The following is a 13,905-nucleotide window of genomic DNA, read 5'->3' as shown; positions in this document are numbered from 1 at the left end:
GGTTCATCGCGCATTCATGGCGCGTGGACATCATACGGCCGCGCCCGAGATGGCGCGGCCGCTCACGATTGAGGGGTTCAAACGGGCGTCTTCCGGCAGGGGCCGCAGACGCAGGACGATCCGGGGGCAAGAATGCTGGGGCGCAAGGGTCTGATCCTCGGGGCGGGGATCATCGGGTTTCTGGGGCTGGCCGCCCTCACCGACGCCATCATGTCGCGCAACGAGGCGCCGGCCGAGCCGGGCAAGGCGCAGCCGCTCGACCAGGGCTGGTCGAAGGAGATGCGCGAGCAGTTCTATTTCACCTCGCAGGGCTCCCAGCTGATGCCCTACGCCATGCTGCGGGCGCTGGAGCAGCCGCTGTCCGACAAGCTGTTCCTCGATCCCGCCCATGTGGCGGAGATGGGCTTCCTGCCGGCGGACGGCCCCTCGGCCCTCAATCCGGACGGCCTGCCCATCGGCTTCGTGAAGGACCCGCGCCCCGGCACGAGCGCGCTCGGCCCCATGGTGGGGCTCACCTGCGCCGCCTGCCACACCGCCGACATCGAGGCGAAGACCGGCGCGCGCATCCGCATCGACGGCGGCGCCTCGCAGGGGGACTACCAGCTTCTGATGGCGCGCCTCAGCAAGGCGCTCGACATCACCCTCGCCGATCCCGCCAAGTTCCACCGCTTCGCGGCGCGGCTCGTGGCCATGGACCCCAAGGCCGTGCGCCCGGCGCTGGAAGCTCTCGCCACCGAGATCCGGCGGCTGGAGGCCGCCTCCTGGACGCCGGTGCCCTACGGCCGCGGGCGGCTCGATGCCTTCGGCCACATCCTGAACGCGGTCTCCGCCACCGCGCTCAACGAGCCGGCCAACTACCGCATCCCCGACGCGCCGGTGAGCTACCCCTTCCTGTGGACCACGCCATGGCAGCGCTACGTGCAGTGGAACGGCGTCGCCGGCAACCCGCTCGGCCGCAATCTCGGCGAGGTGCTGGGCGTGTTCGGCCATCCGGACTTCGCCAACGGCAACCTCAGGGACGCCAGCTCCACGGCGCTCGGCGACAATCTGGTCCACCTGGAAGCCTGGGTCTCCACGCTGAAGCCGCCGCCGTGGCCGGAGAAGGAGCTGGGCAAGGTGGACGCCGCCAAGGCGAAGCGCGGCGCCGAGCTGTTCAAGGCCAATTGCGCCGGCTGCCACGGCGGCCCCGACTATCGCCTCACCCCCGCCGCCGAGACCGAGGGCGGGCGGCAGTGGCTGGCCGTCTCCATGGTGAACATCGACACCGTGAAGACCGACCCGAAGATGGCGATGAACTTCATCACCCGCTACGCCAAGCCCGGCCCCTTCGCGCCCCTGCTCGGGGCCGCGCCGCACTCCCAGGACGGCAAGGAAGTGCTCGCCGGCTCGCTGCTGCTGGCGGCGGTGACCACCCTCACCGAGAACAATCTGCGCGCCCGCGGCATCACCGGCGATGCACGCAAGGCCGCCTATGGCTGGCGCTTCGCCCCCGGCAGCGACACGCCGCAATCCGGCTGGCTGCTGCCGCCGAGCTACAAGGCCGGCCCGCTGGCCGGCGTGTGGGCGACGGGGCCGTTCCTGCACAACGGTTCGGTGCCCACCATCTATGACCTGCTCTCCCCCGAGGAGGAGCGCCCGGCGGTGTTCTATGTGGGCTCGAAGCGCTTCGACGCGGAGAAGCTGGGCTTCGTCTCGTCCTACGACTCGATCCCCGAGGCGGAGCGGGTGCGCGTGTCGCGCTTCGACACCGCCCTGCCCGGCAATTCCAATCGCGGCCACGCCTTCCCCACCGGGGCGAAGCTCTCCCCCGAGGATCGCTACGCCATCATCGAATATCTCAAGGTCCTGGAGGGCCCCGATGTCCGTCCCTGAGGCCGCGGCGCGCGTGCGCCCCTACACGCCCTATCTCGACAAGCTCGCCGCCGTCCGCCCCGCCGAGCGCTGGCCGCTGGCGCGGGGCTGGATTTCCAGCGAGCCCCGCCCCTTCTTCGCCGAGTTGCGCGCCCACGCCCCGGTCTACGAGACCAGCGAGGTGACGCTCATCGCCAAGCGGGCGGACGTGATCGAGATCCTGTCCGTGCCGAAGGTGTTCACCGTCGATCTCTACAAACCCAAGATGGGCGACTTCATGCTCGCCATGGACGAGACGGTGGTGAACTACCGCGACAAGTCCGTGATGCGCGCCATCCTCGCCTGGGACGACCTGCCGAAGATCCGCGCCGCCGTGGCCGAGATCGCCGACGCCGCGCTGAACGCAGCAGGGTCCGAGATTGAGGCGGTGCAGAAGCTAGCGCGGCTCGTGCCCCTGCGCATCGTGCAGCGCTTCTTCGGCATCAAGGGGCCGGACGCCGACCTGCTCGACTGGTCCTATGCCAACCAGATGGATCAGTTCAACAATTTGCCCTACGACGACCGCCCGGACGCCGACGCCATCCATCAGGCGGCGGAGGACAGCCGAGTGAAGCTGCGGGCCCTGTTCGCCGCCCTCATCCCGGCCCGCATCGCCGAGATCAAGGCCGGCACCGCGCCGGACGACAGCCTCACCCGCATCCTCAGCCTCAATCTGCCGGCGGCGGACCATTTCGGCATGGACCGGGTGGTCATCAACATCGGCGGCCTGCTCATCGGCGCCATCGAGACCACGGCGGAAGCCGCCATCAACGCTTTGGCCGAACTCTTCGCCCGGCCGGAAGTGCTCAGCGATGCGCGGGCGGCCGCCAAGGCGGGGGATGACGCCGTGTTCGACGGCTATGTGTGGGAGGCGCTGCGCTTCTCGCCCATCGTCGCCTTCATGTTCCGCGAGGCGGCCTCTACCTACACGCTGGCCAAGGGCACGGCGCGGGAGAAGGTGCTGGGCACGGGCACGGTGGTGCTCCCCCTGAGCCTCTCCGCCATGTTCGACCCGGATTTCGTGCCGGAGCCGGATGCCTTCAAGTCGGACCGGCCGTTCCACACCTACCTGCATTTCGGCTACGGGCACCACGAATGCCTCGGCCGCTATGTGGGCGGCACCATGATCCCCGAGATCGTGAAGCGCGTGCTTCTGCGCCCCGCCGCCCGCCCGCTGGCGCCGGTGGACATGGCGGGCACGCCGTTTCCCCAGACCTATCGCATCGGCCTGACCTAAGGGCCTATAGTTCGGGGATGGCTCCCGTTCCCGACATTCCCCCCGCGCTCTGCCAGCCCGCGCCCGCCGCGAAACCTGCTGCCAAACCTGCCGCAAAGCCCTCGGGCAAGGCGGCGGAGGCGCGGCAGGCGGCGGTCGCCAAATATGGCGAGACGCTCTTCTACCGCGCCGGGGACGACCTCTTCGCCTTCCCCGCGCGCTATGCCCTCGCGCCGCCGGAGCTGGGACTGCTGGGCTGCCTCATCCGCAGCCGGGAGACCGCCTTCGCCTTTCCCCTCTCGGACATGGCCGCTGCCATGGCGGCCCATGCCGCGACCCCGGGCGTCGCGCCGCCGCGTGCGGCAGGGACTGCGCAAGCCGCACCGGCGGCGGATGACCCGACCATCCGCGTCACCGCCTTCCATCTCGGCCCCCACCCCGACTTCGCCGGCATGACCAAGACCATCGCCAGCGTGCGGCGGGAGGACAAACGGCAGGGCTTCCTCAACGATCTGGAGCGGTTTCCGGCAGCGGGCGGCGATTATCTGGTGCGCATCTCCGAGGATCGCGGCGTGCTCGCCCGCCTGCCGGCGCGCCTCGATGCCGCCGACGCCCGCGCGCAGCTCTGGTTCCAGACGCCCGTCTGGTCCGCCGCCGTGGAGGTGCCGGCCAGCAGCCTGCCCCGCTGGGACACCATCCACGCCGCCATCGACGCCTTCGTGGCGCAGCATCTGGTGAAGGGCTATTTCAAGCGCTAGAGCGCCTGGATACCGGCACGGCGCGCAACAAAGTTTTGATTCCCGCGCCCGTTCCCGGTAAGCCTCGCCGGCTGGAGGGCGTGCCGGAAGCCTGCGACGCAGGCGGATCGGGTCCCGCGGTCTCCGTCCCCGAGTTGGAGGGGCGTTTCATCCGGCGGACGGACTTCATCCGCCAGGGCGTCGCGCTCCAGACGCGCGAACGCCAATGACACACAACGACGCTCCCCTCTCCGACGCTCCGATTTCCCTCGCGGATTTGCGTTCCGAGATCGACCGCATCGACGCGGCCATGCACCAGCTGCTCATGGAGCGCAGCGAGATCATCGACCGCCTGGTGCAGGTGAAGCACACGCAGGGCACCGAGGGGGGCTCCGCCTTCCGCCCCGCCCGCGAGGCGGACATGATGCGCCGGCTGGTGGAGCGCCACCACGGCCTGCTGCCGCTCGACACGGTGGAGAGCATCTGGCGCGTCATCATCGCCACCTTCACCTATGTCCAGGCGCCTTATTCGGTCCACGCCGATCTCTCCGGCGGCGAAGCACCCATGCGCGACAGCGCGCGCTTCCATTTCGGTTTCACCGTGCCGTTCCTGCCCCACATGGGCGCGCGCGGCGTGATCGATGCGGTGGCCGGCTCGCGCGGCGATCTCGGCCTGCTGGCCGCCGCCCCCTCTCCCTCCGCCGCCGACCCCTGGTGGACGGCGCTGGAGGCGGAAGGCGCCCCCAAGATCATCGCCCGCCTGCCCTTCGTGGAGCGCGACGACCACCCCGCCGGCCTGCCGGTGTTCGTGGTGTCCCACCCCATCGCGGATGCCGCCGTGCGCGAGGTCCGCGTCTATTCGCTGCGCGTGACGGGATGGAGCGCGGCCGCCGGCCGTGCCATACCCGCCTTCGCCGAGGTGGTGGTGGCGCCGGATGAAGCCCTCGACGGCGCCGCCTTGCTCGTGTCCCTGCCCCCCGGCCATGCCGTGGACGAGGTGACGGGCGCCCTCACTGAAGCGGGCGCGGGCATCCGCGCCGTCGCCGAGGTTGGCAGCCACGCCGCCACCCACAAGGTGGTGCGCCCCGCCGCCCGGCCGTGAAGAAAGATTGTCTGGAGTTACCCGAGATGTCCGCCGTGCTGAACGACCCGATCCCCACCGGCCGGCCTGAGCCGAAGCCGGGCGTGCTCGCCATCGAGGCCTATGTGCCGGGCAAGAGCCACGCGCCGGGGGTGGAGAAGGTGTTCAAGCTCTCCTCCAACGAGACCCCCCTCGGCCCGAGCGAGAAGGCGGTCGCCGCCTTCGCCGAGGCCGGGCTCAAGCTGGAGGACTATCCCGACGGCTCCGCCCGCGCTTTGCGCGAGGCCATCGCCAAGGCCAACGGGCTTGATCCCGAGCGCATCATCTGCGGCGCCGGCTCGGACGAGATCCTGAACCTCGTGACCCACACCTATGTGGGCGCGGGCGACGAGGTGATCTATTCGGAGCACGGCTTCCTCGTCTACAAGATCGCGACGCTGGCCGCCGGCGGCGTGCCTGTCGTGGCGAAGGAACGCGACCTCACGGCCGACGTGGACGCTTTGCTCGCGCTGGTGACGCCGAAGACGCGGCTCGTCTTCCTCGCCAACCCGAACAACCCCACCGGCACCTATTTGCCGTTCGACGAGGTGAAGCGCCTGCACGCGGGCCTGCCCTCCAACGTGCTGTTGGTGCTGGACGCGGCCTATGCCGAATACGTCCGCCGCAACGACTACGAGACCGGGCTGGAGCTGGCGCTCTCCGCCGAGAACGTGCTCATGACCCGCACCTTCTCCAAGATCCACGGCCTCGCCGCGCTGCGCATCGGCTGGGCGGTGGGCCCGGCCCATGTCATCGACGCCATGAACCGCATCCGCGGGCCGTTCAACATGAACACCCCGGCCCTGCTGGCCGGCGCGGCGGCCATCGCCGATGCCGCCCATGTGGAGAAGTCGGTCGCCCACAATTCCAAGTGGCTGCCCTGGCTCACCGGCAAGATCGAGGCGCTCGGGCTGAAGGTGACGCCCTCGGTGGCCAACTTCCTGCTCATCCACTTCCCGGAGGAGCCCGGCCGCACGGCGAAGGAGGCGGATGCCTTCCTCATGCGCCGTGGCCTGGTGCTGCGGCAGGTGGCGAGCTACGGCCTGCCCAACGCCTTGCGCATGACGGTGGGCACGCAGGAGGCCAACGAGCTGGTGGTCGCCGCGCTGACCGAGTTCATGGCGGGCGGCGCGGCGGGGCCCACCAAGTGATCCAGCCCCTCGTGCCGCGCCTCGCCATCATCGGCGCGGGCCTCATCGGCTCGTCGCTTGCCCGCGCCGCGCGGGAGAAGCATCTCGCCGGCACCCTCGTCGTCGCCGACGCCGACCCCGCCGTGTGCGAACGCGTGCGGCAGCTCGGCTTCGCCGACGTGGTGACGCAAGACGCCGGGGAGGCCGCCGAAGGCTCCGACATCGTGGTCGTCGCCGTGCCGGTCGGCGCCTCCGGCAAGGTCGCCGAGGTGGTGGGGCCGCGCCTGAAGCCCGGCGCCATCCTCTCGGACGTGGGATCGGTGAAGGGCTTCGTGGTGGAGGCCATGGCCCCCCATGTGCCGGCCCACGCCCATCTCATCCCCGCCCATCCGGTAGCCGGCACGGAATTCTCCGGCCCCGACGCGGGCTTCGCCACCTTGTTCGAGAACCGCTGGTGCATCGTCACCCCGCCCGAAGGGGCGGACCCTCAGGCGGTGGCGCGCATCGTCGGCCTATGGCGGGCGGCGGGGGCGAATGTGGAGACCATGAGCGCCCAGCACCATGATCTGGTGCTGGCCATCACCAGCCATGTGCCGCACCTCATCGCCTACAACATCGTGGGCACGGCGGCGCATCTGGAGGAGACGCTGACCTCCGAGGTCATCAAGTTCTCCGCCGGCGGCTTCCGCGACTTCACCCGCATCGCCTCCTCCGACCCCACCATGTGGCGCGACGTGTTCCTGACCAACCGGGACGCCGTGCTGGAGATGCTCGGCCGCTTCACCGAGGACCTGACGGCGTTGCAGCGGGCCATCCGCTACGGCGACGGGGATGTCCTGTTCGAGCACTTCGCCCGCACCCGCGCCATCCGCCGCTCCATCATCGAGCAGGGCCAGGAGACCGCCGCCCCCGACTTCGGCCGCCGCGCGGCGGAAAAGCCGAAGCACGAGGACAGCTGACCCTCGGGAAAAGCGCGCCGGCCAATGTGACGCACGGAATATGACGCACAGGCAGGCCCTGTCACACCCGCGTGTCATGGGGCCTGTAGGGACCGGCGTCACCATTCCGCCGAAGTCTCGCGCGACCTGAGAGGGGTTCGCCCCGACACAAGGAAGTAGATTCGGATGCTGGCGCGCCTGCTGCCCGTCGTCATGCTGCTCGCCGCGGCGCTCCTGCCCGGGGTGGCGGAGGCCCATCCCCACGTCTGGGTGACCATGAAGACCGAGGTGGTCTACGGCGCCGACGGCAAGCTCACCGCCCTCAAGCAGGCCTGGACCTTCGACGACGCCTTCACCGCCTTCGCCTTGCAGGGGCTGGAAAAGCAGAAGGACGGCAGCTATGGCGACGACGTGCTGAAGCCGCTCGCCGAAGTGAATGTTACCTCCCTGAAGGAATATGACTATTTCGTCCGGGGGAAGACCGCCACCGGCAAGCTAGCCTTCAAGGACCCGGTGGATTATTACCTCACCTACGAGAACGAGCTGCTGACCCTGCACTTCACCTTGCCGCTGGCCAAGCCCATCGCGGTGAAGGGGGCGGCCACCATCGAGATCTATGATCCGACCGTGTTCGTCTCCTTCTCCTTCGCCGACAACGATCCGGTGAAGATGGTCGCGGCGCCGGCCGGCTGCACGCAGGAAGTCACCTCGCCGGAGCCGCCGGCCAGCTCGACGCTCAATGAGGCCTTCTTCGCCGGGCTCACGGCGGGCAGCACCTACGGCGCCCAGTTTGCGGACAAGATCACGGTGAAGTGCCCGTGAGCGGGTTCCCTGCGGCGGTCCCCGGGCGGATGCGCCGGGCGGGGATGATCGTTCTAGGGCTCGGCGCCGTGGTGCTGTTCGCCCTGCTGGTGGCGCTGGTGCTCTATCCAGACCTCGCCTTCGCGCAGGGTTTCGGCCCGCCCGGGGGCGGCGGACCAAAGGCGACGCCCTTCGGCCTCGGCGGCGGCGGCGCGCCGCCCTCCGGCATCACCGGCTTCATCCTCGCCAAGCAGTCGGAATTCTACCGCGCGCTGGTGGGGGCTGTGCGCGCGGCCAAAAAGGATGGCAATGCCACCTTCCTCCTCGCCGGCCTGTCCTTCGCCTACGGCGTGTTCCATGCCGCCGGCCCCGGACACGGCAAGGCGGTGATCTCCTCCTATCTCCTCGCCGATGGCGGCACGCTGCGCCGGGGCGCGGCCCTGTCGCTGGCTGCCGGCATGGTGCAGGCGGTGGCGGCCATCCTGTTCGTCGGCATCCTCGCGCTGGCGCTGGGGGCGACCGCCGTCTCCATGGCGCAGGCCATGACGGTGGTGGAGGTCGCGGCCTATGGCGGCATCGGCCTGTTCGGGCTTTATCTCGCGATCGTGAAGGGCCGCGCCCTGGTTGCTGCGGCGCGGGGGGATGTCGGCCACATCCATGCCGCCGACTGCGATTGCGGCGACAAGCACGCCCCCGACCCCGCGCTTCTCGCCGGACAGGGCGGATGGAAGCGCGCCGCCGTCGCCGTGGTCTCGGCCGGGGCGCGGCCGTGCTCCGGCGCCATCCTCGTGCTCACCTTCGCCTTGTCGCAGGGCGTGTTCCTGAGCGGCGTCGCCTCCGCTTTCGCCATGGGCCTCGGCACCGCCGCCACCGTGACGGCCATCGCCGCCATCGCCGTCTATGGCAAACGGCTCGCCGTGCGCATCGCCGGGCGGGACACCAAATGGTCCGTCATGGCCCGGCTGGGGGTGGAGCTTGGCGCCGCCCTGCTGGTGATGCTGTTCGGCTTCGGCCTGCTCACCGGCTATCTCGAAAGCGAGCGCCTGCTGCCGGGCTAAGCTCCCGCAGCGCAGCCAAATTCGGTTGCGATGCACCAAAATTCGTCACGCCCAGCTTTTCGGCAATTTCGTTGCGCCTTGAATTGGAACAACGAAATTGCCGGGTGCGACACTCCGTGCCAGCCTAAAGGCGAACGGTGCGCGTGATTTCCACGCGACGCCGTCCCCTGCCCGGCCCCGCTGGAGGCGTCGCGATGGCTCTGAAGCCTGTTTCGCTCGACGACAAATATGACCTGTCCCAGGAGCGCGTGTTCGTGTCGGGCACGCAGGCCCTGGTCCGCCTCGCCTTGATGCAGAAGGAGCGCGACCGGCGCGCCGGCCTCAACACGGCCGGCTATGTCACCGGCTATCGCGGCTCCCCCCTCGGCGGGCTCGACCAGCAGTTCCTGCGCGCCGAGAAGGTCCTGAAGGCCAACGACATCAAGTTCATGTCCGGCCTCAACGAGGATCTCGCCGCCACCGCGCTCTGGGGCTCCCAGCAGGCGGAGCTGCGCGGGGAAGGCAAGTTCGATGGCGTGTTCGGCCTCTGGTACGGCAAGGGGCCGGGCGTCGACCGCTCCGGCGACGTGTTCCGCCACGCCAACAACGCCGGCACCTCCCGCCATGGCGGCGTGCTCGCCCTCATGGGCGACGACCACACCTGCGAAAGCTCCACCACCGCCCACCAGAGCGAATTCCACTTCGTCGACGTGATGATACCGGTGCTGAACCCGGCGGGCGTGCAGGAGATCATCGATTACGGCCTCTACGGCTGGGCGCTCTCCCGCTTCGCCGGCACCTGGGTCGGCCTCAAGGCGGTGAAGGACACCATCGAGTCCACCGGCATCGTGGACGGGCGGCTGGATCGCGTGCGCATCGAGCCGGCGCTGGGCTTCGAGATGCCCCCCGGCGGCCTCAACATCCGCCTCGGCGACACGCCGCTGGCGCAGGAGGAGCGGCTTCAGGAGTTCAAGCGCGACGCGGTGCTGCACTTCCTGCGCGCCAACCGCCTCAACCGCTTCATCACCTCCGGCGGCGCCCGCCCGCGCATCGGCATCGCCACCGTGGGCAAGTCGTACCTCGACGTCCGCCTCGCGCTGGACGAGCTGGGCATCGACGAGGTGCGCGCCAACGATCTCGGCATCCGCATCTGGAAGGTGGCCTGCCCCTGGCCGCTGGAGACGCAGGGCCTCTACGAGTTCGCCAAGGGCCTCGACCTCATCATGGTGGTGGAGGAGAAGCGCTCCCTCATCGAGGTGCAGGTGCGCGAGGAATTGTACGGCACCGCCAACCAGCCCGTCTGCATCGGCAAGAAGGACGAGCAGGGCCGCTGGCTGTTCCCGGTGAAGGGCGCGCTGGACCCCAACGACATCGCCATCCAGCTCGGCCGCCGGCTCCTCGCCTATGGCGACATCCCGGACATCGCCGCGCGCGTGGCGGAGCTGGAGGAGGCGCAGCGGGTGCTCGCCGCCACCTCCGACGTGGCGACCCGCATTCCCTATTTCTGCTCCGGCTGCCCGCACAATTCGTCCACCAAGGTGCCCGAGGGCATGCGCGCCTATGCCGGCATCGGCTGCCACTACATGGTGCAATGGATGGACCGGGAGACCACCGGCTTCACCCAGATGGGCGGCGAGGGCGCCAACTGGATCGGCGAATCCTCTTTCTCCAAGCGCGGCCACGTCTTCCAGAACCTCGGCGACGGCACCTACAACCATTCGGGCTATCTGGCGCTCCGCGCCTCCTGCGCCGCCAAGGTGAACGTCACCTACAAGATCCTCTTCAACGATGCCGTCGCCATGACCGGCGGCCAGAAGCATGACGGCGACCTCACCGTCCCGGTCATCGCCCGGCAGGTGGCGGCGGAAGGGGTGGAGCGGGTCGTCGTCGTCACCGACGAGCCGGGGAAATACCCCGCGAATACGCTCTGGCCCTCAGGCCTCACCATCCACCACCGCGACGAGCTGGACGCCGTGCAGCGGGAGCTGGCGGCCATTCCCGGCGTCACGGTGATGATCTACGACCAGACCTGCGCCTCCGAGAAGCGTCGGCGCAGGAAGCGCGGCCAGTTTCCCGATCCGGACAAGCGCGTGCTCATCAACGAGCGCGTCTGCGAGGGCTGCGGCGATTGCGGGGTGAAGTCCAACTGCGTCTCCGTGCAGCCGCTGGAGACCGAATTCGGCCGCAAGCGCGAGATCGACCAGTCGTCCTGCAACAAGGACTTCTCCTGCGTGAACGGCTTCTGCCCCTCCTTCGTCACCGTGAAGGGCGCCAAGCCGAAGAAGAGCGCGGGCGCGGCGGCCGGCGCCGACAGCTGGCCGGAGCTGCCGGAGCCGGCACATCCCGAGATCCACGGCACCTATGGCGTCATCGCCACCGGGGTGGGCGGCACCGGCGTCGTCACCATCGGCGCCATCCTCGGCATGGCGGCGCATCTGGAAGGCAAGGCCTGCGGCATGATCGACATGGCCGGCCTCGCCCAGAAGGGTGGCGCCGTCTACAGCCACATCCGCCTCGCCAACGACCCCGCCGACATCACCGCCATCCGCGTGCCGGCGCGCGGGGCGGACGTGGTGCTGGGCGGCGATCTGGTGGTGGCCGGCACCAAGAAGGTGCTGGCGGCGGTGAAGCCGGGCAAGACCATCGTGGTGGTGAACACCCACGAGGTGCTGCCCGGCGACTTCACCCGCAATGCCGACTATTCGCTGCCCACCGAGCGCATCAAGCGCACCATCCGCGATCTGGTGGGCGAGCCGCAGACCCACTTCATCGAGGCGAGCCGCCTCGCCCAGGCGCTGTTCGGCAATGCGCTGGCGCAGAACATCTTCATGGTGGGCTACGCCTACCAGTTCGGCGCCCTGCCCCTCTCGGCCGCCGCCATCGAGCGGGCCATCGAGCTGAACGGGGAAGCGGTGGCCATGAACAAGGCCGCCTTCCTCTGGGGCCGCCGCGCCGCCCACGATCCCAAGGCGGTGGAGGCCATCGCGACGCCCAAGGGCACGGTCTCCAGCGACGCCCGGCGCCTCTCCCAGAGCCTCGATGAGGTGATCGCCCGCCGCGTGGCCGATCTCACGCGCTACCAGAACGCCGCCTATGCGGCCCGCTACACCGCGCTGGTGGACAAGGTGCGCGCGGCCGAGCAGGCCAAGACGCCCGGCCGTGGCGGTCTCGCCGAGGCGGTGGCGAAGAATTTCTACAAGCTCATGGCCTACAAGGACGAATACGAGGTCGCCCGGCTCTATGCCGACGGCGCCTTCCGCGCCCAGGCGGACGCGGCCTTCGACGGCGATCTCAGGTTCGAGTTCTACCTCGCCCCGCCGCTCCTCGCCCGCCGCAACGACGCGACGGGGGAGCCGCGCAAGATCACCCTCGGGCCGTGGATGATGAAGGGCTTTTCCCTGCTGGCGAAGCTGAAGGGCCTGCGCGGCACGGCGCTGGATGTGTTCGGCTACACGGAAGAACGCAAGACCGAGCGGGCGCTGATCGCGGAGTATGAGCGCACGGTGGGCGAGCTGCTGGCGAAGCTCGATCCCGCCAACCATGCGCTCGCCGTCGCCATCGCCTCCATCCCGGAGAAGATCCGCGGCTTCGGTCCCGTGAAGGTGCGGCACCTGGAGGCCGCCAAGGCCGAGGAGAAGGACCTCCTCGCCCGCTTCCGCAACCCGCCGGCCCCGACGGCGGTCGCGGCGGAGTAAGCGGGGTTCCCTTCTCCCCGCGCGGGAGAAGGTGGATCGCGGCGCGAGCCGCGAGACGGATGAGGGGGCGCGGGCACAGCTTCCGCTCGCGCAGCGGTCATGCCTGAACCACCGTCATGCCCGGGCTTGTCCCGGGTATCCACGTGGATCGGCTGGGAATAAATCCGCGGCGCCAGGCTCTTTCGGCCCGACGTGGATGGCCGGGACAAGCCCGGCCATGACGACAGTCCTCAACACGATGCGGCCGGAAGGCTATGGCGGTTGCGCGAACGCAGCCGCCGCCCCTCAGTTCCCGCCCAGCATCGCCTTCAGCTCGGCGCGGAACTCGCCCTCGATGTCGGGGCGGGACAGCGCATAGGCGACGTTGGCCATGAGGAAGCCGATCTTCGAGCCGCAGTCATAGACCGCGCCGTCGAACCGCACCGCGTAGAACGGCTCGGTTTCCTTCAGCTTCAGCATGGAATCGGTGAGCTGGATCTCGTTACCGGCGCCGCGCTCCTGCTTGGCGAGCAGGTCGAAGATGCCGGGCTGGAGAATGTAGCGGCCGGAGATGGCGAGGTTGCTCGGCGCGGTGCCGGCCTTGGGCTTCTCGACCATCTGGGTGATGGCCTTGGCGCCCTTCGCCGCATCGGCTCCGGTGCCGACGATGCCGTACTGGTGGGTCTGGTCGTCAGGCACCTCGTACACCGCCACCACGTTGCCGCCGGTCTCGTTGTAGGCCTCGACCATGGAGCCGAGGCAGCCGTGGCCGTTGCCATTGCCGGCCTTGGGCATGTGCAGCATGTCCGGCAGCAGCAGCGCGAACGGCTCGTCGCCGATGATGTCGCGCGCGCACCATACCGCATGGCCGAGGCCCAGGGGCAGCTGCTGGCGGGTGAAGGAGGTGGTGCCGGCCTTGGGCGTGTCGCGGTCGAGCTGTTCCAGCTCCTTGACCTTGCCGCGCTCCTGAAGCGTGCGCTCCAGCTCGAACTGGCGGTCGAAATGGTCCTCGATCACCGCCTTGTTGCGGCCGGTGACGAAAACGATGTGCTCGATGCCGGCGGCGCGGGCTTCGTCCACCACGTGCTGCACGACGGGCCGGTCCACCACCGTCAGCATCTCCTTCGGCACCGCCTTGGTCGCCGGAAGGAAGCGCGTGCCGAGGCCCGCGACGGGTAGGATCGCCTTGCGAATGGGTCTACGCATCTTGAGTAATGCCCCTCCTGAATACCCACGCCCGTCGTCTAGCACAGCTCGGCGCGGACGGCGCCCTGCGCGGCACGCCGCCGCCTGTCAACCTTTCCTGCCCCTATGGCAGCCGAGTGGCAACGGCAGAGATCGCGGCCGTGTTCCCCAACTTCG

The 13,905-nt window shown here is 69.4% G+C and carries 10 protein-coding genes; 9 read left to right on the top strand and 1 reads right to left on the bottom strand.

The features are described 5' to 3' along the window. Nucleotides 1-132 precede the first annotated feature (132 nt). The 9 genes from V5F74_RS23310 (at nt 133) to V5F74_RS23270 (ending at nt 12,564) form a co-directional block, all read left to right on the top strand. Nucleotides 133-1,872 (top strand): di-heme-cytochrome C peroxidase, encoded by a 1,740-nt coding sequence (locus V5F74_RS23310; RefSeq protein ID WP_394010136.1) that lies wholly within the window; start codon nt 133-135, stop codon nt 1,870-1,872. Then, nucleotides 1,859-3,127, top strand: a complete 1,269-nt coding sequence (locus V5F74_RS23305) for a cytochrome P450 (protein ID WP_394010135.1) — start codon at nt 1,859-1,861, stop codon at nt 3,125-3,127. Before V5F74_RS23310 ends, V5F74_RS23305 begins: the two co-directional genes overlap by 14 nt. Before the next feature lie 17 nt (nt 3,128-3,144). Beyond that, nucleotides 3,145-3,864: a hypothetical protein gene (locus V5F74_RS23300; RefSeq protein ID WP_394010134.1), complete on the top strand. Its 720-nt coding sequence runs from the start codon at nt 3,145-3,147 to the stop codon at nt 3,862-3,864. A gap of 205 nt (nt 3,865-4,069) precedes the next feature. Then, a complete protein-coding gene (locus V5F74_RS23295; RefSeq protein WP_394010133.1) occupies nt 4,070-4,945 on the top strand; it encodes a chorismate mutase in 876 nt (291 codons plus the stop codon). A gap of 26 nt (nt 4,946-4,971) precedes the next feature. After that, a complete protein-coding gene (hisC, locus tag V5F74_RS23290; RefSeq protein WP_394010132.1) occupies nt 4,972-6,114 on the top strand; it encodes a histidinol-phosphate transaminase in 1,143 nt (380 codons plus the stop codon). Further along, on the top strand, nt 6,111-7,052 hold the full coding sequence (locus tag V5F74_RS23285; RefSeq protein WP_394010131.1) for a prephenate/arogenate dehydrogenase family protein: 942 nt from the start codon (nt 6,111-6,113) through the stop codon (nt 7,050-7,052). Before hisC ends, V5F74_RS23285 begins: the two co-directional genes overlap by 4 nt. A 165-nt stretch (nt 7,053-7,217) precedes the next feature. Then, nucleotides 7,218-7,853 carry a DUF1007 family protein gene (locus V5F74_RS23280; RefSeq protein WP_029555880.1) on the top strand — a complete coding sequence of 212 codons (636 nt, stop codon included), beginning with the start codon at nt 7,218-7,220 and terminating at the stop codon, nt 7,851-7,853. Between the two features lie 44 nt (nt 7,854-7,897). Further along, nucleotides 7,898-8,890 (top strand): nickel/cobalt transporter, encoded by a 993-nt coding sequence (locus tag V5F74_RS23275; RefSeq protein WP_038192715.1) that lies wholly within the window; start codon nt 7,898-7,900, stop codon nt 8,888-8,890. Nucleotides 8,891-9,084: 194 nt separating this feature from the next. Then, a complete protein-coding gene (locus V5F74_RS23270; RefSeq protein WP_394010130.1) occupies nt 9,085-12,564 on the top strand; it encodes an indolepyruvate ferredoxin oxidoreductase family protein in 3,480 nt (1,159 codons plus the stop codon). Between the two features lie 285 nt (nt 12,565-12,849). On the opposite strand, the gene galU is transcribed toward V5F74_RS23270, so the two are convergent. Beyond that, nucleotides 12,850-13,749, bottom strand: coding sequence for a UTP--glucose-1-phosphate uridylyltransferase GalU (galU, locus tag V5F74_RS23265; RefSeq protein WP_374253044.1), 900 nt, complete (start codon nt 13,747-13,749; stop codon nt 12,850-12,852). Nucleotides 13,750-13,905: the final 156 nt, after the last annotated feature.

It is taken from the genome of Xanthobacter aminoxidans (assembly GCF_043193615.1).
Classification (GTDB): domain Bacteria; phylum Pseudomonadota; class Alphaproteobacteria; order Rhizobiales; family Xanthobacteraceae; genus Xanthobacter; species Xanthobacter aminoxidans.
The sequence above is the reverse complement of the archived record's forward strand: the minus strand, read 5'-3'. Positions and strand labels throughout refer to the sequence as shown.

Excerpts from the sequence above, each read along its gene's own strand:
- V5F74_RS23280 (WP_029555880.1), top strand. The coding sequence starts at position 7,218 with ATGCTGGCGCGCCTGCTGCCCGTCGTCATGCTGCTCGCCGCGGCGCTC.
- V5F74_RS23295 (WP_394010133.1), top strand. The coding sequence starts at position 4,070 with ATGACACACAACGACGCTCCCCTCTCCGACGCTCCGATTTCCCTCGCG.
- V5F74_RS23305 (WP_394010135.1), top strand. The coding sequence starts at position 1,859 with ATGTCCGTCCCTGAGGCCGCGGCGCGCGTGCGCCCCTACACGCCCTAT.
- hisC (WP_394010132.1), top strand. The coding sequence starts at position 4,972 with ATGTCCGCCGTGCTGAACGACCCGATCCCCACCGGCCGGCCTGAGCCG.
- V5F74_RS23270 (WP_394010130.1), top strand. The coding sequence starts at position 9,085 with ATGGCTCTGAAGCCTGTTTCGCTCGACGACAAATATGACCTGTCCCAG.
- V5F74_RS23300 (WP_394010134.1), top strand. The coding sequence starts at position 3,145 with ATGGCTCCCGTTCCCGACATTCCCCCCGCGCTCTGCCAGCCCGCGCCC.
- galU (WP_374253044.1), bottom strand. The coding sequence starts at position 13,749 with ATGCGTAGACCCATTCGCAAGGCGATCCTACCCGTCGCGGGCCTCGGC.
- V5F74_RS23310 (WP_394010136.1), top strand. The coding sequence starts at position 133 with ATGCTGGGGCGCAAGGGTCTGATCCTCGGGGCGGGGATCATCGGGTTT.
- V5F74_RS23275 (WP_038192715.1), top strand. The coding sequence starts at position 7,898 with ATGATCGTTCTAGGGCTCGGCGCCGTGGTGCTGTTCGCCCTGCTGGTG.